16 protein-coding genes and 4 pseudogenes are annotated in these 20,678 nt (G+C 73.5%); 12 read left to right on the plus strand and 8 right to left on the minus strand.

Features of this window, described 5'->3' with window-relative positions:
* Window positions 1-163: 163 nt before the first annotated feature.
* The 7 genes and pseudogenes from SSOG_RS56940 to SSOG_RS41540 all read left to right on the plus strand — a co-directional run.
* Window positions 164-388 (plus strand): annotated as a pseudogene (locus tag SSOG_RS56940) (FAD/NAD(P)-binding oxidoreductase); the annotation flags it as partial.
* A 525-nt stretch (window positions 389-913) separates the two neighbouring features.
* Complete coding sequence (locus SSOG_RS56945) at window positions 914-1,822, plus strand: dihydrodipicolinate synthase family protein (protein ID WP_009720319.1); 909 nt, start codon at window positions 914-916, stop codon at window positions 1,820-1,822.
* Between the two features lie 4 nt (window positions 1,823-1,826).
* Window positions 1,827-2,828 (plus strand): proline racemase family protein, encoded by a 1,002-nt coding sequence (locus tag SSOG_RS41525; RefSeq protein ID WP_009720320.1) that lies wholly within the window; start codon window positions 1,827-1,829, stop codon window positions 2,826-2,828.
* 160 nt (window positions 2,829-2,988) lie between these two features.
* Window positions 2,989-3,213 (plus strand): annotated as a pseudogene (locus tag SSOG_RS58045) (ornithine cyclodeaminase family protein); the annotation flags it as partial.
* A gap of 49 nt (window positions 3,214-3,262) precedes the next feature.
* Window positions 3,263-3,808: a hypothetical protein gene (locus tag SSOG_RS58050; RefSeq protein WP_342634428.1), complete on the plus strand. Its 546-nt coding sequence runs from the start codon at window positions 3,263-3,265 to the stop codon at window positions 3,806-3,808.
* A 14-nt stretch (window positions 3,809-3,822) separates the two neighbouring features.
* A complete protein-coding gene (locus tag SSOG_RS41535; protein WP_039942634.1) occupies window positions 3,823-4,548 on the plus strand; it encodes a GntR family transcriptional regulator in 726 nt (241 codons plus the stop codon).
* Entirely contained in the window at window positions 4,545-5,291 is a 747-nt protein-coding gene (locus tag SSOG_RS41540; RefSeq protein WP_086015833.1) for an oxygenase MpaB family protein, read from the plus strand. The genes SSOG_RS41535 and SSOG_RS41540 overlap by 4 nt, the downstream gene beginning before the upstream one ends.
* 1 nt (window position 5,292) lies before the next feature.
* Here the strand turns inward: SSOG_RS41540 and SSOG_RS41545 are convergent.
* Both SSOG_RS41545 and SSOG_RS41550 read right to left on the minus strand, forming a co-directional pair.
* Window positions 5,293-6,777, minus strand: a pseudogene (locus SSOG_RS41545) (FGGY-family carbohydrate kinase).
* Window positions 6,778-6,794: 17 nt separating this feature from the next.
* Entirely contained in the window at window positions 6,795-8,438 is a 1,644-nt protein-coding gene (locus SSOG_RS41550) for a fucose isomerase (RefSeq protein ID WP_039940003.1), read from the minus strand.
* 141 nt (window positions 8,439-8,579) lie between these two features.
* Between SSOG_RS41550 and SSOG_RS41555 the strand changes: the two genes are divergently transcribed.
* On the plus strand, window positions 8,580-9,587 hold the full coding sequence (locus tag SSOG_RS41555) for a LacI family DNA-binding transcriptional regulator (protein ID WP_039942636.1): 1,008 nt from the start codon (window positions 8,580-8,582) through the stop codon (window positions 9,585-9,587).
* 9 nt (window positions 9,588-9,596) lie between these two features.
* On the opposite strand, the gene SSOG_RS41560 is transcribed toward SSOG_RS41555, so the two are convergent.
* A complete protein-coding gene (locus SSOG_RS41560; protein WP_009720327.1) occupies window positions 9,597-10,361 on the minus strand; it encodes a YqjF family protein in 765 nt (254 codons plus the stop codon).
* Window positions 10,362-10,512: 151 nt separating this feature from the next.
* On the opposite strand from SSOG_RS41560, the gene SSOG_RS41565 reads away from it, so the two are divergent.
* Both SSOG_RS41565 and SSOG_RS41570 read left to right on the plus strand, forming a co-directional pair.
* Window positions 10,513-11,097: a hypothetical protein gene (locus SSOG_RS41565; RefSeq protein ID WP_009720328.1), complete on the plus strand. Its 585-nt coding sequence runs from the start codon at window positions 10,513-10,515 to the stop codon at window positions 11,095-11,097.
* A 59-nt stretch (window positions 11,098-11,156) separates the two neighbouring features.
* Window positions 11,157-11,780: a hypothetical protein gene (locus tag SSOG_RS41570; protein WP_009720329.1), complete on the plus strand. Its 624-nt coding sequence runs from the start codon at window positions 11,157-11,159 to the stop codon at window positions 11,778-11,780.
* On the opposite strand, the gene SSOG_RS41575 is transcribed toward SSOG_RS41570, so the two are convergent.
* Complete coding sequence (locus tag SSOG_RS41575; RefSeq protein ID WP_009720330.1) at window positions 11,777-12,892, minus strand: mechanosensitive ion channel family protein; 1,116 nt, start codon at window positions 12,890-12,892, stop codon at window positions 11,777-11,779. The genes SSOG_RS41570 and SSOG_RS41575 overlap by 4 nt on opposite strands.
* 296 nt (window positions 12,893-13,188) lie before the next feature.
* Between SSOG_RS41575 and SSOG_RS41580 the strand changes: the two genes are divergently transcribed.
* Window positions 13,189-14,418: a MalY/PatB family protein gene (locus SSOG_RS41580; RefSeq protein WP_009720331.1), complete on the plus strand. Its 1,230-nt coding sequence runs from the start codon at window positions 13,189-13,191 to the stop codon at window positions 14,416-14,418.
* Here the strand turns inward: SSOG_RS41580 and SSOG_RS41585 are convergent.
* Complete coding sequence (locus tag SSOG_RS41585) at window positions 14,399-16,117, minus strand: glycoside hydrolase family 13 protein (RefSeq protein ID WP_009720332.1); 1,719 nt, start codon at window positions 16,115-16,117, stop codon at window positions 14,399-14,401. The two genes, SSOG_RS41580 and SSOG_RS41585, sit on opposite strands and share 20 nt — an antisense overlap.
* A 196-nt stretch (window positions 16,118-16,313) precedes the next feature.
* On the minus strand, window positions 16,314-16,505 hold the full coding sequence (locus tag SSOG_RS52830) for a hypothetical protein (protein WP_154686044.1): 192 nt from the start codon (window positions 16,503-16,505) through the stop codon (window positions 16,314-16,316).
* 115 nt (window positions 16,506-16,620) lie between these two features.
* Here SSOG_RS52830 and SSOG_RS41590 point away from each other — a divergent pair, with 115 nt between their 5' ends.
* Window positions 16,621-17,799 carry a LacI family DNA-binding transcriptional regulator gene (locus SSOG_RS41590; RefSeq protein WP_050800165.1) on the plus strand — a complete coding sequence of 393 codons (1,179 nt, stop codon included), beginning with the start codon at window positions 16,621-16,623 and terminating at the stop codon, window positions 17,797-17,799.
* Here SSOG_RS41590 and SSOG_RS41595 read toward each other — a convergent pair.
* Window positions 17,774-18,727: an NAD-dependent epimerase/dehydratase family protein gene (locus SSOG_RS41595; RefSeq protein ID WP_009720334.1), complete on the minus strand. Its 954-nt coding sequence runs from the start codon at window positions 18,725-18,727 to the stop codon at window positions 17,774-17,776. The two genes, SSOG_RS41590 and SSOG_RS41595, sit on opposite strands and share 26 nt — an antisense overlap.
* Before the next feature lie 22 nt (window positions 18,728-18,749).
* Window positions 18,750-20,678: pseudogene (locus tag SSOG_RS56950) on the minus strand (hypothetical protein); the annotation flags it as partial.

Genomic DNA, 20,678 nt, shown 5'->3' on the forward strand with positions numbered 1-20,678 from the left:
CGAGGCGGGGGCCACGGTCCTCGGCGTCTTCGAGGCCGGACGGCCCACCGCCTTCGTCCGCCACCCGCTCACCACCCTGCGCGCCGCCGCCAAACTCGGTGAGGCCGCCCACTACCTGCGGACGCTGCGGCGCCATCGGATCCCGTACCGCACCCGCACCACGGTGGTCCGGGCCGAGGGGACGGACACCGTCACCGGGGCGGTGGTGGCGCGGCTGGACGACCGGTGGCGGATCGTGCCCGGCACCCGGCGGCGGCTGGAGTGCGACACGGTGGCCGTGGGGTACGGCTTCACGCCGCAGACCGAGATTCCGCTCCAGCTCGGCTGCGCGACGCACCGGGACGCCGACGGCAGCCTGACCGCCCGCGTGGACACCCGACAGCGCTCCACCGTGCCCGGCGTCTATGTGGCGGGCGAGGCATGCGGGGTCGGCGGGGCCCAACTCGCCTGTACGGAAGGGGAGCTGGCCGGGCTGCACGCGGCCTACGCCACCACCGGCACCCGCCCCGATTCGCGCGGGATCGCCCGGCTGCTGCGGCTCCGGGCCGCCCGGCGCGGCTTCGCCGCCGCGCTGCACGCGGCGTACCCCGTCCGGCCCGGCTGGCGGGAGTGGCTGACCGAGGACACCGTCGTCTGCCGCTGCGAGGAGGTGACCGCCGGTGCCATCCGCCAGGCGGCGAAAGGAGCTGGGGGCCACCGACCCCCGGGCCGTGAAGCTGTGTGCGCGCCCCGGAATGGGCCTGTGCCAGGGCCGGGTGTGCGGCTATGCCACCGCCGCCCTGACCGCCGCCCACGCCGGACGCGACGTCACCGAGGACGACCTGCGCGGGCTGGCGAGCCGACCCGTCGCCCAGCCGGTGCCGCTCGGACTGCTGAGGAACGTGACCGTGTCACACCACGACGAGGAGGGCGCATGAACGCACAGGCCAAGCCATGGCACGGGGTACTCGTCGCGACGGCGTTGCCGCTGCGCGAGGACCCGACCGGCAGGCTCGCGGTCGACTTCGACGGCTACGCCGAACACCTCACCTGGCTCGCGGGAGGCGGCTGCCACGGTGTCGTCCCCAACGGCTCCCTCGGCGAGTACCAGACCCTGACCGCCGAGGAACGGGCCCGGGTGGTCACCACCGCCGTCGAGGCCGCCCCCGAGGGCTTCACCGTGATGCCCGGCGTGGCGGCCTACGGCGCGGACGAGGCGCGGCGCTGGGCCGAGCAGGCGGCCGAGGCGGGCGCCTCGGCCGTGATGCTGCTGCCGCCCAACGCCTACCGCGCCGACGAACGCGCGGTGCTGGCCCACTACCGGGAGGTGGCCCGGGCCGGGCTGCCCGTCGTGGCGTACAACAACCCCATCGACACCAAGGTCGACCTGGTGCCCGAACTGCTGGCGGAGCTGTACCACGAGGGGCTGATCGTGGCGGTGAAGGAGTTCACCGGCGATGTCCGTCGCGGCTACCGGATCCATGAACTGGCCCCCGGGCTCGACGTGTTGTGCGGCAGCGACGACGTGGCGCTGGAACTGGCCGTGGCCGGGTCGCCCGGCTGGATCGCCGGTTACCCCAACGCCTTCCCGCGCGCCTGCGCCGAGCTGTGGCGGGCCGCCTCGGCGGGCGACCTTAACCCCGCGCTGCCGCTCTACCGCACCCTGCATCCGCTGCTGCGCTGGGACGCCAGGACCGAGTTCGTCCAGGCGATCAAGTTCAGCATGGACATCGCCGGGCGCTACGGCGGGCCCTGCCGCCATCCGCGCGTACCGCTCACCGCCGAACACGCCGACACGGTGCGCAAGGCCACCGAGAAGGCCCTCGCGGAAGGGCTCGTCTGAACCCATGCGCAGCGACCGGGTCTTCCACGCCGTCGATTCGCACACCGAAGGGATGCCGACCCGCGTCATCACCGGTGGAGCGGGGGTGATTCCCGGCGCCACCATGTTCGACCGGCGCCGGCACTTCATGGCACACCTCGACCACATCCGCCGGTTCCTCATGAACGAGCCGCGCGGCCACTCGGCGATGAGCGGGGCGATCCTCCAGCCGCCGACCCGCCCCGACGCCGACTGGGGCGTGCTCTTCATCGAGACCTCCGGCTGTCTGCCGATGTGCGGACACGGCACCATCGGCGTCGCCACCGTCCTGGTGGAAACCGGCATGGTGGCGGTTCAGGAGCCGGTCACCACCATCCGGCTGGACACCCCCGCCGGGCTGGTCGTGGTGGACGTGGCCGTCGAGGCGGGTGCGGCACGCGGGGTGACACTGCGCAACGTACCCTCGTTCACGCTCGCCCTGGACCGCACCGTGAAGACCGCGGCCTTCGGCGACATCGGCTACGACATGGCCTTCGGCGGCAACTTCTACGCCATCGTCGACCTGGGCGACCTCGGGATCCCCTTCGACCGGGCCCACAAGAACCGCATCATGGACGCCGGGCTCGCCATCATGGCCGCCATCAACGAGCAGGCCCGCCCGGTCCACCCCGGCAACCCCGAGATCAGCGGCTGTCACCATGTGTACCTGGCCGCTCCCGGATCGGACGCCCATCACTCCCGGCACGCCATGGTCATCCACCCGGGCATGTTCGACCGCTCGCCCTGCGGCACCGGCACCAGCGCCCGCATGGCCCAGCTGCACACCCGCGGACTGCTGCCGCTGCACACCGACTTCCGCAACGAATCGTTCATCGGCACCCACTTCACCGGCCGACTGGTCGAGGAGACCACGGTCGGCGGGCTGCCCGCGGTGGTGCCCACCGTCACCGGGCGCGCCTGGATCACCGGCACCGCCCAGTATCTGCGCGACCCCGACGACCCGTTCCCCGAAGGCTTCGAGCTGTGAAGAGCCGACCATGAAGATCATCGACGCGGCCTCGGTCGCCGCCGCCCTGCCCCCGCGCACCGCGATCCGGGCCCTCCAGCAGGCGCTACGGGACGGGCTCGACCCCGAGGCCGACCCACCCCGCACCGTGGTGCCGGTGGATCACGGCCAGCTGCTGCTGATGCCCGCCGAGGGCCGTAGCCCTCGGGGGCGCGCCTACGCGGGCGTCAAGATGGCCACCGTCGCGCCGGACAACCCGGCGCGCGGACTTCCCCGCATCCAGGGGCAGTATCTGCTGCTGGACGCCGAAACCCTCACCCCGCTCGCCCTGCTGGACGGGGTCGCGCTCACCAGCCTCCGCACCGCCGCGGTGTCCGCCGCGGCCGCCGACCTGCTCGCCCCGCCCGACGCGTCCCGGCTGGTGCTCTTCGGCGGCGGCCCGCAGGCCCACAGCCATCTGGCGGCGCTGCGCGCGATCCGGCCCCCTCACCGAGGTCACCGTCGTCGGCCGCACCCCGGAGCGGGCACGCCACCTGGTCGAGGGCTTCCCGGAGACCGCCGGGGTCCGCGTCGTGGCCGGGGAGCCGGACGCGGTGGCGGACGCCGATCTGATCGCCTGCTGCACCACGGCCCGCACCCCGCTGTTCGATGGTGGATTCCTGCCCCCGCACGCCACCGTGCTGGCCGTGGGATCGCATGAACCCGGCGCCAGGGAGGTCGACGACCACACCGTCCGCCACGCCACCGTGGTCGTCGAGTCCCGTGCCGCCGCCACCCGCGAGGCGGGTGACCTCGTCCAGGTCATCGACCGCGGTCTGCTCGACCCCGCACAACTGCTGCCCCTCGCCGACCTGATACGCGCCACTCCGGGCGGCCCGGCCGTGGCCCCGGGACGTCCCCGGCTGTTCAAGAGCGTGGGAATGGCGTGGGAAGATCTCGTGATCGCCGGTACCGTCCATGAGGCTCATGAGACCGGCCCGTCCGGCGAGGGCGACAGATGAAGGAGACCGACCGCATGACCGTGGACGACGGGGCCACCGCGCGCCTGCCCTCGCTCCGCGGCCGCAGCAGCCTCCGCGAGGAGATCGCCGAAACCCTCCGCGGCGCGGTGATATCGGGCGAACTGAAGCCCGGCGTGGTGTACTCCGCCCCGAGCCTGGCAGAACACTTCGGGGTGTCCGCGACACCGGTGCGCGAGGCCATGCTCGACCTCTCCAAGGAGGGGCTGGTCGAGATCGCCCGCAACAAGGGCTTCCGGGTCACCCACCTCTCCGCGGCCGAACTGGACGACATCACCCACCTGCGCGCGCTCATCGAGATCCCGGTGATCCGGCAGATCACCGAGGCGGGCGTCGCCCCCGAGGTCATCGCGCGGCTGCGGCCGCTGGCGGCGGGCATCGAGGAGGCCGCGAACCGCCGCGACTTCATCGCCCATGTCACCATCGACATGGAATTCCACCTCACCCTGCTGGAACAGGCCGGGAACAGCAGGCTGGTGGAGACCGTGCGCTCGCTGCGCACCAGCTCCCGGCTCTACGGACTGCGCACGCTCACCGAAGGCAGCGCCCTGTTCGACTCCTCCGCCGAACACGCCGAACTCCTCGACCTCATCGAGGCGGGCGACGCGGACGGCGCCGAGGCCCTGATGCGCCGCCACCTCGGCCACGTCCGCGGCATCTGGGCCGAGGAGAACGCCCCCGACCCCGCCCCGGAAGAGCTCACCGGGGAGCCGCCCCGGTGAGCGCGTTACACGAGGCCGAGGAGACCTATCGGCGGATGGCGTACGACACCTTCGCCCGGGACCTGAAGATGGGGTTCAACCTGGGCTTCTGCCGTACGTTCGCGGTCCCCGAGATCGCCCGGGTGCTCGCCTCCACGGGCCGGATGACCCAGCACACCCGGGTCCGCGCCAAGGCCACCGGCGCGATGATGTACGGGCTCTTCGAGCACGGGCTGGACAGCGAGCGGGGCGCCGAGACCATCGCGGCGCTGGGCAAGCTGCACGCCCCGTTCGCCATCGGCGACGACGCGTTCCGTTATGTCCTCGCCTGCTTCGACCTCGCCCCGATGCGCTGGTGCGCGGCCCATGCGTGGCGCGCCCCCACCGACGCCGAGCGGGCCGCGTCGCACACCCTCTACCTCGGCCTCGCCGAGCGCCTGGGCATATCCGAAGTGCCCGCCACCTGGCGGGAGTTCGAGACCTGGACGCAGGCGTACGAGCGTGCGCACTTCGCCACCACCCCGGAGGGCCGGGAACTGTGGCAGGCCACCCGCGGCATGCTGGCCGACCGGGTGCCCGGGGTGCTCGGCCCGCTCGCGGGCGCGGCCGCGGACAGCCTGCTCGACGACCTGGCGCGGGACGCCTTCGGCGCCCCGCGGCCCCCGGCCCTGGTCCGCGGCGCCACCCGGGCCGCGCTGCGGGCGCGGGCGTGGCGCGGGCGGCGGGCCCACGCCCGGGCGGCGCGGGCCCGGGCGGAGGGCTGAGTCAGCCGGTGGCGAGGCCGTGGACGATGTCCGCGGTCGCCGGGTACAGCTCGCGGTAGCGCGCGTACAGCTCGTCGTAGCGCGCCGTGGTGGCCGGGTCGGGGCGCACCCGCACGGCGGGCGGATTCCACCGCGCGATGGAGGCGTCCCCGACGGCCGACGCGGCGAGGAACGCCGAACCGAGGCTCGCGCCGATGGTGTGGGTGGGGACGTCCTGGGTCAGCCCGGTGATGTCGGAGACGATCTGCGTCCACAGATGCCCCTGGGCGCCACCGCCCACGGCCACGACCCGGTCGATGCGGCCACCGGCGGCGCGGATCGCCTCCACGTTGTGGCGGACGCCGAACCCGGTGGCCTCCAGCGCGGCGCGGTAGAGATCGCCGCGGGTGTGCGCGAGGGTGAGGCCCGCGAGGACCCCACGGGCCGCGGGGTCGGCGACGGGCGTGCGTTCCCCGTCGAAGTACGGCAGCATCAGCAGCCCGCGCGCCCCCGGGCCCGAGGTCTCCGCCTCGGCCAGCAGCTCGGGGACGGACGGGTCCCCGAACAGCGAGCGCAGCCAGTCGGTGATGGCGCCCGAGGACGCCATGCCACCGGCCAGGTTGCGGGTGCCGGGGAGCGCCCCGACGGTGCCCCACAGGGCGGGGAAGGTGACGCGCTCCTCGACCGTGTTGATCAGGAACATGGTCGAGCCGTACATCAGCATCAGATCACCGGCGTTGTGCGCGTCGCCGCTGGCCGTCGTCCAGGAAGGCGCGCCTCACGGGAGCATACTGCCACTCGCCATCGACAGCCCCGTCGCCTCCGCCGCCTGCGGCGACACCCGGCCCGCCACGTCCCCGGACCAGGCGAGCCGGGGCAGTTCGATCCGCCCGGCCAGCCCGTCCGACCAGGGGCGGTACCAGTCGAGGGCGCCGGTGTCGTAGAGCGGGGTGCACTGGCTGGCCGAGTGGTGGTCCAGTACGTACTCCCCGGTGAGCCGGTGCACCAGCCAGGAGCTGGGCATGAACAGCCGCCGGGCGCGGGCGAAGACACCGGGTTCGTGCCGGGCGAGCCAGGCGAGCTTGGGGCCGACGGCCTGGGTGGAGAGCACCGAACCGCAGCGGCGCAGGATCTCCTCGCGGCCCAGCTCGGCCTCCAGCTCGCCGATCTGCTCGGTGGCGCGGGTGTCGATCCCGTACAGCAGGGCCGGGCGCAGCGGCTCACCGGCCTCGTCCGTGACCGCGACACACGGCCCCATCCCGCTGACGCCGACCGCCTCCACGGTCACGTCGGCGGACCCGAGCAGATCCCTCACCAGTGTGGTGAACTCCCGCCACCACACCTCCGGGTCCATCTCCACCCAGCCCGGGTGCGGCCGGTCGACGGAGTGCCGTACGACGGACTGGGCGAGTACCGTGCCGTCCGGCGACACCAGCACGCCCTTGGAGCTGGAGGTCCCGATGTCCACGCCCACCACGGCGCGCCGCGCGGCGCTGTGCGACGTCATCGCGTTCGGCGACGTCATCACCCGGCCTCGATCGCCACGTCGCCGCACAGGTGCACGGACACCCCGAGCCGTGCGAAGGCCGCCGCCTTGACGGCCAGCGCGCGGTCGGCCACCCCGGCGTCGGGCGCGTACACCACCTGGATGTGGTTGGCCTTGTGACGGGCCATGAACTGGTCGCGGCTCACCCCGTCGAGGACCGCGTGCATGACCGGCCACTCCGGGTTGGTGGCCTGGCGGCGCCGCCGTGTCTCCTCCTCGGGCAGCTCCACCGCCCGGCCCCGGCCGAGGTCCAGTTGCAGCGCGCCGTCCGCGATGTACAGCCGGGACCAGACGATCTCGCCGGGCCGGGACACCCCGGACAGGGTGCCGCCACCGGCCGGGAAGTACACCGGGTTCTGCCGCAGGGAGACGGCCTCGGCGTAGCCCCCGGCGAGGTGGGACGCCGGGATGGAGCCGGAGATTTCGAAGACCCAGACGAACCGGCCGTCGTACTCCTCGCCCCACCGGACGTCGTGCAGGGTGGTGGCCGGGTCGAGGCCCATCGCCGTCCAGATGCGGTTGCTGAGCAGCGCGTCCACCGCCACGCCCTCGTCCACCTCGTTGAAGTGGGGGAGGGGCCGGTCCTCCCACAGCACCCGGGAGCCGTCGCGGCTGCGCACGGGGGGACGCTCGGCGTTGTTCAGCAGCCCCTCGGCGAGGTCGGACGCGGCCACCAGGTCCTTCAGGCCCTGCTGGTACTGGATGCCGACCGCGTCGAGACCGAAGTCGTCGCTGATGCGCAGCGCGGCGATGTACATCGCGAACTGCTGGCGCAGCTGTTCGTCGGTCAGCTCGGTGGCCTCGTCCGTACCGGTCTCGAAGCGCATGCCGCGCTCGGTGAGCCACGTGCGCACCGCGGTGGTCTCCGCCTCCGGCACCGTGGACATCTCGGCGAACAGCGCGCTCTGCGACAGGCGCTCCTTGTAGATGCCGAGGGGGTTGAGGAGTTCGTCGTCGATGATGGCGTTGTACATGCCCATACAGCCCTCGTCGAAGACCCCGATGATGGCCTTGTCCGCCATCAACTGGTCGGCGACCGCATGCCCCAGCTCACGTTCCGGCGTGGCCGGAAGCGGCGGCAACGGCCGTACGTGCGAGGCGTCCTGGGGAACGGTGCCGGTGTCCACCCAGCTCCGCAGCCCCTCCAGGAACCAGTCGTCGGTGAAGTCCACGCTCCACAGCGTGGAGTACGCGGTGCCCATCTTGGTCAGGCCCGCGTTCACCCCGAGCAGTCCCACCAGGCCCGGCCAGGTGCCGTCGAAGTTGGCCACGGTCAGGATGGGGCCGCGGTGGGTGCGCAGCCCGGCCAGCACATGGTGGCTGTACTGCCACACCGCCTCGGCGACCACCAGGGGCGCGTCGGAGGGGATCGAGCCGAAGACGGTCAGCCCCATGCGCTGGCTGTCGATGAAGCCATGACCCTTGGCGGGATCCACCTCATGCGCCCGGCGCACCGTCCAGCCGAGCTTCCCGAAGGCATCGCCCAGCGCGGCTTCCATCGCCTCCTGGACCGGCCACCCCGCGGCATTGGCGGAGGGGCGCAGATCGCCGCTGGCCACCAGCCAGACCGTAGCGGGCTCCACGGTCGGCCTCGGTGTGCTGACCGGCACGGTGTACGGCATGGCGCCACCCATTCCCTGCGTCGTCGACGGGCACTCGCGACGGCCGCCGCGAGTGCCCGCAGGCTCTCAGAAATCGATTTCTCAGACAAGGGTCCGACGCCTCTGGTGATGCCGCGGCGGGAGGTGGCTACCGTGGGTGAGGTGACACCAACGCCGACGATCAAAACCGTTGCCGAGGCGGCGGGGGTTTCCCCGGCCTCCGTATCCCGGGCGCTCAACGGCAATCCGACCATCGCGCCGGAGATCGTCGAGCGGGTGATGCGAGCCGCCGACGCGGTGGGATACCGGCCGAACGGGATCGCCAGGAGCCTGCGCACCCGCACCACCAAGGTCATCGCGCTGCTCATCCCCGACATCGGCAACCCGTTCTTCACCGCGGTCGCGCGCGGCGTCACGGACGCCGCCGAGGCGGAGGGATATACGGTCCTGCTCTGCAACACCGACGAGGACCCCGAGAAGGAGCGCCGCCACCTCGCCGTGGCAGAGCAGGCCCGGGTGGCCGGGGTCGTGCTGTCCCCGCAGGGCCGGGACACCGACATCTCACGGCTGCGGCAGAGCCGGATCCCGGTCGTGGTGATCGACCGCCCGCTGCGCGAGAAGACCGACGCCATCGTGGTGCCCTCCTTCGTGGGCGCCCGGGACGCCACCCGCCATCTCATCGAGCAGGGCTGGTCGCGCCCGGCCTGTATCACCGGCCCGGCGTCCGCCGACACCGCCCGGGCCCGGCTGCGCGGCTACCGCGCGGCCATCCGGGAGCACGACGGCATGCCGGAGATCGTCGCGCACGCCGACTTCCGGCAGGACGGTGCGATGCTCGCCGCCCGGGAGCTGCTGGCCCGGGCCGATCCGCCCGACGCGTTCTTCGTCGCCAACGCCCCGATGGCGCTCGGCACCCTGGCCGCGCTCGCCGAACGGGGCCTGCGCGTCGGCTCCGACGTCGGCTTCGTCTCCTTCGACGACGCCCCCTGGGCGCCGTACATGACGCCGCCCATCTCGGTCGTCGCCCAGCCCGCCCATCCGCTGGGGGAGCGCTCGGCGCGGCTGCTGCTGGAGTCGCTCCGCGCCCCCGTGGAGCGGCGCCCGCGCCGCATCACGCTCTCGCCCACCCTCATCGTGCGCGCCATCTCGCACCGGCCGCGGCGGGGGTGAGCCGCGGGCTCAGGGCGTGGGGATCCCGGCCGGGCGGGCCGGGCGGCCGAGCCGGACCGGAACGCCCGGCGAGTACAGCACGCTGACCGGATCCCCGGCCGGGGCGGGCAGCCCGGCCGCCGCGACGAGGTCCTCCTCGCAGGAGACGAGCCGCGCCCGGTGGAGCGGCCACCGGGGGTGATGGTTCGGCAGATAGGCCACCCCGCCGAAGAAGGCGTTGTGCATGCCCCACCGGGCGGTCAGGAAGTGCTCCAGCGCGGTCGGCTCCTCGACGCGCTCCCCGGGCCGCAGGGTGATCCGGCAGCGCGCCCCGCGCGGCCCCGGCCACCGCCGTGAGCTGGTGTACGTCAGGGTGTCGCCCTCGGCGCGGACGGCCATCTTCGACCATACGTAGGGCAGCCGGAAGACGGCCCGCCCCATGGCCACCGGCACCAGCCGGGAGGCGTCCAGCGAGCGGAACGCCACCCCGCGCCGCCCGTGCGCGTCCACCGTGTACAGCCGCACATTGGTCTCCGGAAACGTGCCGAAGTACGGGATCCCGGGCAGCCGCAGCCATCCCACCCGATGCATACGGAACGCCACCAGGCCGACATAGGTGGCCCCGTCGAACGTGTCCGGCACGGTCCCGGTCGGCAGCAGCCCCGCCACCTCCGACGGGTCCATGGCCCAGTGGAGGAAGGCGAGGTCCAGCCACCCCTGGGTCAGCAGGGGCTCGGATATGGCCGCGGGGGCGTCCGGGGTGACGGGCTCGGGGGGCGTGGGCGTGAACGTCACGGCGCCAGCATCGCAGACCGCCCGGCGCCCCGACTCGCCGCCCGCGCACCGGAACAACTACTAGGGAATTTCGCAGTTTTGGTACGGACCAAAGCGAGCAGGCGCGCCGGGTACGGGCCGAGAGGGCCCATCACACCAAGGAGGTGTCCGTATGGCATTACGGACCACACCCAGGCGGCTCGCCGGGGCCACCGTCGCCGTCGTCACGGGGCTGCTGTGCGGCCCGTGGGCGCAGACCGCCTCGGCCGCCGCACCCGACGCGTCCTCCACCGCGCGCCACTGCGTGGTCGACGCGCGCACCGGGCAGCAGAACTGCTTCGGTACGTTCACCGAGGCGGTCGGGAACGCCACCGGCGGCCGGATCACCGACGCCCCCGCCACCCCGCAGGCGGCCGCCGCCTCGAAGTCCTTCCGGACCGAGGCGGCGGAGGCCGACGCCGGTGCGCAGGGGGACGTCATCCAGGGGACGTTCTTCGACGAGAAGGGCTTCACCGGCGCCTCGCTCACCGTCACCGGACCCGAGCTGTGCGAGAAGGACGGCTGGGTCAACTGGCAGTTCGACCTCGGTGACGACTGGAAGAACCGCATCTCCTCGGTACAGCCGTGGGGCAACTGCGCCATCTGGCTGTACCCGGAGCCCAACCTCGGCGGCGACCGTGACGGGCCGTTCGACGAGAACACCGACGACGTGGGCCAGGCGCTCAACGACCGCACCCAGTCGATCGGCTTCAGCTGATCCCCCGTACGCCGCGGTCCGCACGGACCGTGGAATTCCCCCCACAGAAAGCACCCGATATGAGTCGTATCCGCACGTCCCGGACCCGTAGCGCCGTCTTACTGGCGGCGCTGGTCACCGTGGGCGGCATGGCCCTCGCCGCCCCCGCGCAGGCCGAGGAGACCCCCACCAACCGCGAACTGCTCGACAAGTGCGACAACGGCACCGACTCCTGCGTCTTCCACCCCGAGGGCGCGCCCACGGACACCGTGGGGGAGTCGCACCAGGTCGGCGACAGCGCCTACAACTGCACCCAGGACCTCCAGCGCTCCAGCATCGCCTGGGCCGACACGACCGGGGAGACCAACAGCCTCGGTGTCTCGCTCAGCGCCGAGTACGGCTTCTCGGAGGTCTTCAAGGTGAGCGTCGAGACGTCGTACGGGCACACCTGGGAGAGCTCCCACACCGAGACCGACACCACCAACGTGGACGTCCGCCCCGGTGAGGTGGGCTGGGTCACCCGCGCGCCCCAGATGCAGCGCGTGAAGGGCACGTACGAACTGCACTTCGAGGACAAGTTCTACGGCCACTACATCTGGTACGTGCCGTTCGACGCGACCGGCCCCAAGCCGGACGCGCCCAGCACCAAGACCCAGCACACCCGTCCCATGACGGACCAGGAGAAGGCCGAGCACTGCGGCTAGCCGGTGCTCCCCGGGCTCGTGGCAATCCCCGGGCCCGGGGTCAGGTCCGGCTCACCGGTGCGCTGGGCGGGCAGCGGCACCTGACCGGGCTGGTGGAGGACGACGGTACGCATCGGCAGCGGGATCTCGATGCCCTCGGCCTGGTAGCGCCGGTGCAGCCGCTTCATGAACTCATGCTTGATCAGGTACTGGTCGCTGAACTCCAGCGCCCCCAGGAAGACCGAGAAGTCGATGCCGGACTCGCCGAAGGTGTGAAAGCGGATACTCGGCTCGAAATCGACCACGCCGCCCGAGACATCGGCCATCACCTTCGCGCCCACCTCGGTCGTCACCCGCTCCACATGCTCGAGATCACTGCGGTAGGCGACCCGCACCTGCACCATCACCGACATCTCCTGCCCCGGCTGGTGGTAGTTGGTGGTGATGGTGCCGGCCAGCTTGGCATTGGGGATGATCACGAGGTTGTCGGACAGCTGACGGATGGTGGTGTTACGCCAGTTGATGTCCACGACGTACCCCTCCTCCCCGCTGCTGAGCCGGATGTAGTGACCGGGCTGCACGGTCTTGGACGCCAGGATGTGCACGCCCGCGAACAGGTTGGCCAGGGTGTCCTGAAGGGCCAGCGCGACCGCCAGGCCGCCCACGCCCAGCGCGGTGAGCAGCGGCGCGATCGAGATGCCGAGCGTCTGGAGCAGGATCAGCACGCCCATCATCAGCACCGCGATACGGGTGATGTTGACGAAGATGGTGGCCGTGCCCGCGACCCCGGACCGGGACAGCGCCAGCGTCTGCACCAGACCGGCGACCACCCGCGCCGCCGTGACCGTGGTGGCCAGGATCAGCGCCGCGATCACCAACTGGTTGACGGTGTGACCGACGGTACGGGTCAGCGGTAGCGCCGCGGCAGCGGACGACACCCCGACGGACATGGCCGCCCAGGGGGCCAGGGTGCGCAGGGTGGCGACGATGACGTCGTCCCCGCTCCACCGGGTCCGGCGCGCCCGCTCACCCAGCCAGCGCAGCGCCATCCGCGCGAGCAGTCCGGCCGCCGCGGCGGCGAGCAGCGCGGCGCCCACGACGATGACGTCGTGCAGCGTCAGTGCCCGGTTCACCGCCCACCTCCCGAAGTGCCGCCCGCCGCCCTCGGGGCGGCGGCCCGCGTCGTCGCCGGACCGAAGTCCTGTCTGCTGCTCACCTGGTCACCTGTTCGTGGGGAGGATGTGCCGATATCGTCGCGGCACGTACACATGGCCTCGACGTGACCTGCCATCTTGCCGTATCCCGTCAACCTCCGGATGACCGCCCGGCCATGACCGCGAAGCGGCGATTGGCCCATCGTCACAGCTCGGAACGCATACGACACATGGAACACATGGGCAACGCAGCCGATGTGGGGACCATGGATGACATGGATCTCACTCCGCACCGCCCGGCCGACGACGACCCCAACCCGCTGAACCGGCTCACCCTCGACCAACTGCGGCTCAGGACCAGCATGAAGTGGCGCACCTACCCGGACGACGTGCTGCCGCTGTGGGTCGCCGAGATGGACGTACCCCTCGCCGAGCCGGTGGTGCGGGCGGTCACGGACGCGATCGCCCTCGGCGACACCGGCTATCCGGCCGGTACGGCGTACGCCGAGGCGCTGGCGGGCTTCGCCCGGGAGCGCTGGGGCTGGGACGGGCTCGCGGTGGAACGCACGGCGATCGTGCCCGATGTGATGCTGGGCGTCGTCGAGATGCTCAAGCTGGTCAGCGGTCCGGGTGACGCGGTGGTGGTCAACTGTCCGGTCTATCCGCCGTTCTACCCGTTCGTGGAGCATATGGACCGCCGGGTCGTGGAGGCGCCGCTCGGTGCGCACCTGCGGCTCGACCTCGACGCGCTGGAGGACGCCTTCCGGCGTGCCGTCGCGGGCGGCCGACGGGCCACCTATCTGCTGTGCAGCCCGCACAATCCGACCGGAACCGTGCACACCGCCGACGAACTGGCCGCCGTCGCCGCGCTCGCCGACCGCCATGGCGTACGGGTCGTGGCCGACGAGATCCACGCTCCCCTGGTCGCCCCGGGAACCGTCTTCACCCCGTATCTCAGCGTGCCCGGCGCGGAGAGCGGGCTGTCGCTGATGTCGGCATCCAAGGGGTGGAACCTCGCGGGGCTCAAGGCCGCGCTGGCCATCGCAGGTCCCGCGGCCGCCGACGACCTGGCGCGCCTCCCCGAAGAGGTGGGCCACGGACCCAGCCACATCGGCGTCATCGCCCATACCGCCGCGCTGCGCGACGGCGGGGACTGGCTGGACGCCCTGCTGGGCGGGCTCGACGACAACCGCGCGCTGCTCGCCGGACTGCTGGCCCGGGAGCTGCCCGGGGTCCGCTACCGGCCGGGCCCGGCGACCTTCCTCGCCTGGCTCGACTGCCGCGCCCTGGGCCTGGGGGACGACCCCGCCGCCGTCTTCCTCGACCGCGGCCGGGTCGCCCTCAACTCCGGACTGCCCTTCGGTACGGGCGGGGCGGGCCATGTCCGGCTCAACCTGGGCACCTCGCCGGAGGTGCTCATCGAGGCGGGTACGGCGGATGGCGGGCCGCCCTCTTCTGAGGGGCGGCCGCCCAAACCGCTCCGCGTCAGCCGGTCAGATCGGTGATCCACCAAGCCGCGGCGCTGCCCGGCAGCGTCCCGGGCGGGCAGGAGGTGCTGGCCAGAATGGGCGCACCGGTGACCGGGGCCGGGACCGGGTGGTCGCTGAAGTTGATCGCGCACACCAGCCCGTCGCCGCGCATGAACGCCAGCACCTCGGGCGGCGACTCCATCCACACCAGCGGGCCCTCGCCCATCTGCGGCAGGCTGCGCCGCAGATACAGCCCCTCGCGGTACAAATGCCAGAACGAGTCGGTGTCGGCCAGCGCCCGGTCGGTGGCGTGTTCGGCGAACCACTCGGGCTGCGGCAGCCACGGCTGGGCCACCGCCTCGCCGGTGGTGAAGCCGAACGGCGAGGCGTGCCCCGACCACGGCAGCGGCACCCGGCAGCCGTCGCGGATGTGCTGACGGCTGCCGGTGCGGTGGAAGATGGGGTCGGTCAGCACCTCGTCCGGCAGGTCGACCACCTCGGGCAGGCCCAGTTCCTCGCCCTGGTAGACGTATGCGGCGCCGGGCAGGGCCAGCATCAGCAGGGCGGCGGCGCGGGCCCGGGCCGGGCCGAGGCACGACACCTCGCCGGTGGCCGGCTCGCCCGCGTACCGGGTCACGGTGCGGACCTGGTCGTGGTTGTTGAGGACCCAGGTGACGGTGGAGCCGGTGTCGGCGATGTCCCGCATCGCCTCGCTGATCACCTTGCGGAAGACGTCCGGGTTCCAGGGGGCGGTCAGCAGGTGGAAGAAGAACGCCTGGTGGAGTTCGTCGGAGCGCACGTACTTGGCCTGCTCCAGCGGCGTCGGCACGGAGACCTCGCCGACCAGCAGCCGGTCGTTCCCGTCGCGGGCCGCGTACTCGTCGCAGATCGCGCGCCAGCGGCGCCACTCCTCGTGGATCTCCGGCTGGTTCCAGGCCAGGGGGTTGACGGAGTCACGGGTGCGCTCGTCGATCGTGGGGTCGTCGGAGTCGGGCAGCTCGGGGTGCTTGAACAGACCCGCCGCCACATCGATGCGGAACCCGTCGACACCCCGGTCCAGCCAGAACCGCAGCACCTCGTGGAAGTGCTCGCCGACCGACGGCTCGCGCCAGTTGAGGTCGGGCTGCTCGGGGGTGAACAGGTGCAGGTACCACTGGCCGGGGGTGCCGTCGGGCTCGGTGACCCGGCTCCAGGCGGGGCCGCCGAACATGGCGTGCCAGTTGTTGGGCGGCAGTTCGCCGTCCGTCCCCCGGCCGTCGGCGAAGTGGAAACGGGCCCGGGCCGGTCCGCCGGGTCCCTCGGCGAGGGCCGCCTTGAACCAGGCGTGTTCGCTGGAGCAGTGGTTGGGGACGATGTCCATGAGGACCTTCAGCCCGAGCCGGTGGGCGTCGTGCACCAGCCGGTCGAACTCCTCAAGATCGCCGAAGATCGGGTCGACGTCGAGGTAGTCGGCGACGTCGTACCCGTGGTCGTGCTGCGGCGACGGGTAGAACGGGCTGAGCCAGATCCCGTCCACGCCCAGCTTCTTGAGGTACGGCAGTCCCAGCCGGGCCCCGGCGAGGTCGCCGATGCCGTCCCCGGTGCTGTCGAGGAAGCTGCGCAGGTAGATCTGGTAGATCACCGCGTCGCGCCACCAGGCGTGCGGCGAGCCCTCCGTGCGATGCGTGGAGGGGCGGGGCGCCGTGGTGGCCGTGGCGAGGCCCGTTGCCTCGTCACTCGCCGGTATCGAGGTCATCCGGCGCTCATCCGGGGCTGTCATGCGTCCATCCCAGTGCTGGTTCGTGCTGGCTTGCTGATGCGATTGCTGGCTCGGGGAGCCGTCCGGGCAGGGGCGGTCCGGCGCCATGCGGCAGTTGTCGCGGGTCGACGGAAACGCCGGTGAAGGGCGGTGCGGACGGCGCTCGTGGCGCCCCGGGCCGTGTGGTGCGTTCTCAGATGCCGTGCGGGGCGGGGGCCTTACGGTGGAAGGCCGGGCCGCCGAGGGGCGTATGGCCGAGGGGCTTACGGCCGGGAGTCCGCCGGCTCGGGGCCGGGCGGCCGGGGGTCGCTGCCGGGCGCGGTGCGTCGGCGGCGGGGGCCGCGTACGGCTCCCCGGCGGGCATGCGGTGCCTCTGACTGCTCACGGACAGGCCCTCTCGTGCGGCACATCACCGTTGATGTATCGATAAAGCACAGTGGCATAAGATGGGGGTGAGCGGCAAGCGATCACGAGAAGCCGGAGCAAACCGGGGAGAGCGGATGGCGACGCTGAAGGATGTGGCCCGCACGGCGGGGGTCTCGGTGATGAGCGTCTCCAACGTCCTCAACGACACCGGCCGGTTCTCCGCCACGATGCGCGAACGCGTGCTCCAGGCCGCCGAGGAGGTCGGTTACGCGGGCCCCGACCCGGCCGCCGCCTCGCTCCGGCGCGGGCGCACCGGCACCGTCGGGGTGGTGCTGCCCCTTCCGCTGGAGACGGCCTTCGCCGACCCGGCGGCCACCGCCTTCCTGGAGGGCGTGGCCCGCGAGTTCCAGCGGCGCCGCACCACCATGACCCTGCTCGCCCTGCCGCCCGCCGTCGGGCCGCTCGCCCGGTATGCCACCGCCCCCGTCCAGCAGGTGGCCGACGCGCCGCTCGCGGCGCTGGAGAAGGCCGTGATCGACGCGGCCCTCCTGTACAGCGTGGAGGAGGACCACCCCGGCCTCGACATCCTGGTCAAGCGCGAACTGCCGGTGCTGGCCGTGGACTCGCCCGGCCATGACACCGGACGGGACCGCTTCGGCGACGCCTGGGCGGGCTTCGTCACCGTCGACGACTTCGGCGGCGCCCGGCGCGCCGCCCGCCATCTGATCGGCCTCGGCCACCGGCGGGCCGCGATCCTGGTGGACAAGCTCGCCGTTCAGCCCCGGCTGGGCCCGGCCACCTGGCCGCAGGCGCTCGCCACCACCAGCGCGATCCTGCGCCGTAGGCTGCTGGGCTACCGGGACGCATGGGCCGAGGCGGGGCTGCCGTTCACCGACCTGACCGTCATCGAATGCGGCAGGAACGACATCGCGGCGATCCGTACGGCCGTGCACACCCTGCTCACCGCGCCGGGCCCGCACCCCACCGCGCTGCTCGCCGTCTCCGACACCCTCGCGCTCGGCGCGTGCGCGGCCGTCCGGGACCATGGCCTCGCCGTGCCCGGTGACCTGGCCGTCATCGGATACGACGACATCCCCGCGGCCGCCACCGCCGTCGTCCCCCTCACCACGGTTCATCAGCCCACCGTGGAGAAGGGCGAATCGGCGGCCCGGCTGCTCCTCGATCACACCGACCACCACATCGAGCACCGCTCCGACCACGGCGCGTCCACCGCCCCGCCCGCTCCGGTGGCCGGGGCGGCGCCGCCGGAACTCCCCACCCGTCTGGTCATCCGCGCCAGCACACCGGCCTGACGCCGCGTACGCTCCGTACGTAGTCGTCGAGGGCCCACCGGGGCACCCACCCCTGCTCCCTGGCTCTGCCGGTGTCGAGGACGACGGTGTGCGCGAGCTGGTCCACCGCGTACCGGGTCAGCACCGGCGGGGCGGCCGTCCGGTGGCGCGCGGCGGCCTCCAGCGCCCGGGCCGCCGCCATGGCCAGGGGGCGCGGCAGATGGCCGATGCGCGCACGCCGGCCGTGGGCGCGCAGCACCTCACGGATCGCCCGGTCGCGGCGGTACGGCGCGGCATCGGCGATGTTGTACGCGCCCGGCGGCCAGCCCGCGGCGGCGGACACACAGGCGTCGGCGAGGTTTTCGACGGCGGTGAGACTGAGCGTCACATCCGGCCCCGGCAGCAGCAGAAGCCCGCCGCGGATCCGGTCCAGCAGCCGGGGCACCAGATACGGGTCGCCCGCCCCGTACACGGCCCGCGGCCGCAGCACCACCGCACCGGCCTCCAGCGCCAGCCGTTCACCCGCCGCCTTCGTCCGCCCGTACGCGTTCAGCTGGCCGGAGACGGGATGGTCCTCGCCCACCCGGCCCCGGCCGGGCCGCGGATCGTACACACTGGCGCTGCTCACCCACACCACCGGCCGCCCGCCCGCGGCGCGCAACAGCCGGGCCGCGCCCTCGACGTTGACGGCGCGCATCTCCGCCTCGGCCGCCGATCCCGCCATCGGGTCCCCGACGGCCGCGGCGCAGTGCACCACCAGGTCGGCCCCGGTGAGATCGGGCACGTCCCGCGCGGCGTCCCACCGCATATGCCGCCCCACCGGCCCGCCGCGCCGCCCCACGCACAGCACCTCGGCGCCCGCGGCGGCGGCCGCCCGCGCGATGTATCCGCCGCAGAATCCGCTCGCCCCGGTGACGGCGACCCGCGCTCCGGCGATACGGCCGGTCATGGGCTCTCCCGCGCGCGGACGGTCAGCGTCCGCCAGCCGGGGAGCGCCGCGTGGCGGTCCGCCCGGGCGCGGACGACGGCGGGACGGTACGGCGCCAGCGCGGCCAGGGTGTCCTGGAGCTGGGCCCGCGCCAGTGGCGCGCCCGGGCAGGCGTGCGGGCCCGCGCCGAAGAACAATTTGGGAGACGGCCCGGTTCGACCGGGCAGCGGGCGTCAGGGCCGGTGCGGTGGTCCCGTACGGCGTGGCGTGCGACCAGCACGATCCGGTCGCCGCGCCGGATCGTCACCCCCGCCAGGGTGGCATCGGCGGCGGCGACCCGCGGCAGTACGGGCGACGGGGCCACCACGCGCAGGAGTTCGGCCACCAGCGCCGGGCGCAGCGCGTCGGCCGCGGCGTCCTGCCACAGCCCGGCGTCGGCGCACCAGGCCACCGCGCGGGGGAGGGCCGCGACGGTGGTGGCGACGGCGGCGGTGGCCAGCATCGCGCGCAGCGCACCGTCGTCCCGCCCCTCGGTGGCCAGCAGGTTCTGAAGGCGCCGCGCCGCCGCCGTCGCGTCGTCACCGGGGCGGCGCGGTCCCGGCAGATGGTCCCGTACGGCCGCCGCCGCGGCATCGGAAGCGGCCGCCGCCACCGCCCGCGGATCGGCGTCGATGTCCAGCAGCGCGCACACCGTGGCGCCCGCCGTCTCGTGGCCACCGCCACCAGATCCACCGTGCCGCCGGGCTCCGCGAGCGGGCCCAGCCGCCGGTCGAGAACGGCGCGCCACACCGGTCGCAGCCGGTCCACCCCGGCCGCGCCGAGGCCGTCGGCGAGTCCCCGCCGGGTGTCCCGGTGGCCGCCGCCCTCCTGGTCGAACAGCAGCCCCTGAGCCCTGGGATCGGACAGCGCGGCGCGCGCCGCGCCACCGGTCGAGCCCTCGGCCGTACGGTCCAGCGGGACACGGGTGAGCACCTGGCGGCAGGCCTCGGCGTCGTGCACCAGGACCGTGGAGCCCAGGCGCACGGCCGGGCGGGCGCGGGTGGCGGCGAGCAGGGCGAGGAGCACCGGGTGCGCCGCCCGGTAGACGCGGCGGTCCCGGCGGCGGGCCCGCCGGTACGCCCGGTTCGGCGGCGTCATGACGGGGGGTTCCGTTCCGGCGGTCCCCCCCGGGTGCCCGTCCGCCCGGCGGCCCGGGCCGGAGACGGCGTATGGAAAAGCGAACGGCCAGGCCGTCCAGCCGGGCCGCCGCCCGCCGGGCCGCCTCCGCGCGGTCCGGTTTGCGGGACCGCCCGGTGAGCGGGATGTCGGTGAGGAGCACCGCGTCGGGGCGGGCGGAGCCCATCCGCTCCAGCGGCCCGGCCAGCAGGGCGCGCACCCGGCGCGGATCGGCACCGGGGCTCGGCTGGACGAGCGCGACGAGCCGTTCGTCCCCGTCTCCGGCCGGGACGCCGACGAGGAGGGCCAGTTCGACCCCGGTGACGTGCAGCGACGGCTCGTACAGCCCCGGGTAGATGTTCTCGGCGCGGCGCAGCACCATGTTCTTCAGCCGCCCCTCCAGCACGATCCGGCCGCCCTCCCAGCGGGCCCGGTCGCCGGTCCGCACCCAGGGGTCGGGGTCCTCGCCCAGATAGCGGTGGCGGGCCGCGGGCCCGGCCAGCAGCAGTTCGCCCTTTCCCGGGGCCATGCCGTCCACCCGGACCCGGACCCCCGGCAGCGGTGCCCCGGCCAGATCGCCGGTCCCGCCGAACGCCGCCTTCTCGGCCGCTTCGACGGCGGCGGCCGGGAACAGCTCGGTGAGCGCGTACACCCCCCACGCCTCGTCCGCCCCCGCCCGCTTGACCCGGGCCAGCAGCTCGGCGCCCGCCGGTGCCGAGCCGGTCCAGACCCGGCCGGTGAAGCGGGCCTCGGCGGCGAGCGCGGCGCGCAGCTGCGGTGGCGTCAGATAGGTGGCCTGCGGGGCGAGCCGGCCGAG

Origin of the sequence: Streptomyces himastatinicus ATCC 53653, from assembly GCF_000158915.1 — a bacterium.
GTDB lineage: Bacteria > Actinomycetota > Actinomycetes > Streptomycetales > Streptomycetaceae > Streptomyces > Streptomyces himastatinicus.

What these genes read in the sequence shown, in the direction of transcription:
- SSOG_RS41590 (WP_050800165.1), top strand. Translation starts at nt 16,621, where the DNA reads ATGGCGACGCTGAAGGATGTGGCCCGCACGGCGGGGGTCTCGGTGATG.
- SSOG_RS41550 (WP_039940003.1), bottom strand. Translation starts at nt 8,438, where the DNA reads ATGCCGTACACCGTGCCGGTCAGCACACCGAGGCCGACCGTGGAGCCC.
- SSOG_RS56945 (WP_009720319.1), top strand. Translation starts at nt 914, where the DNA reads ATGAACGCACAGGCCAAGCCATGGCACGGGGTACTCGTCGCGACGGCG.
- SSOG_RS41535 (WP_039942634.1), top strand. Translation starts at nt 3,823, where the DNA reads ATGACCGTGGACGACGGGGCCACCGCGCGCCTGCCCTCGCTCCGCGGC.
- SSOG_RS41580 (WP_009720331.1), top strand. Translation starts at nt 13,189, where the DNA reads ATGGATCTCACTCCGCACCGCCCGGCCGACGACGACCCCAACCCGCTG.
- SSOG_RS41525 (WP_009720320.1), top strand. Translation starts at nt 1,827, where the DNA reads ATGCGCAGCGACCGGGTCTTCCACGCCGTCGATTCGCACACCGAAGGG.
- SSOG_RS41585 (WP_009720332.1), bottom strand. Translation starts at nt 16,117, where the DNA reads ATGACCTCGATACCGGCGAGTGACGAGGCAACGGGCCTCGCCACGGCC.
- SSOG_RS41570 (WP_009720329.1), top strand. Translation starts at nt 11,157, where the DNA reads ATGAGTCGTATCCGCACGTCCCGGACCCGTAGCGCCGTCTTACTGGCG.
- SSOG_RS41595 (WP_009720334.1), bottom strand. Translation starts at nt 18,727, where the DNA reads ATGACCGGCCGTATCGCCGGAGCGCGGGTCGCCGTCACCGGGGCGAGC.
- SSOG_RS41565 (WP_009720328.1), top strand. Translation starts at nt 10,513, where the DNA reads ATGGCATTACGGACCACACCCAGGCGGCTCGCCGGGGCCACCGTCGCC.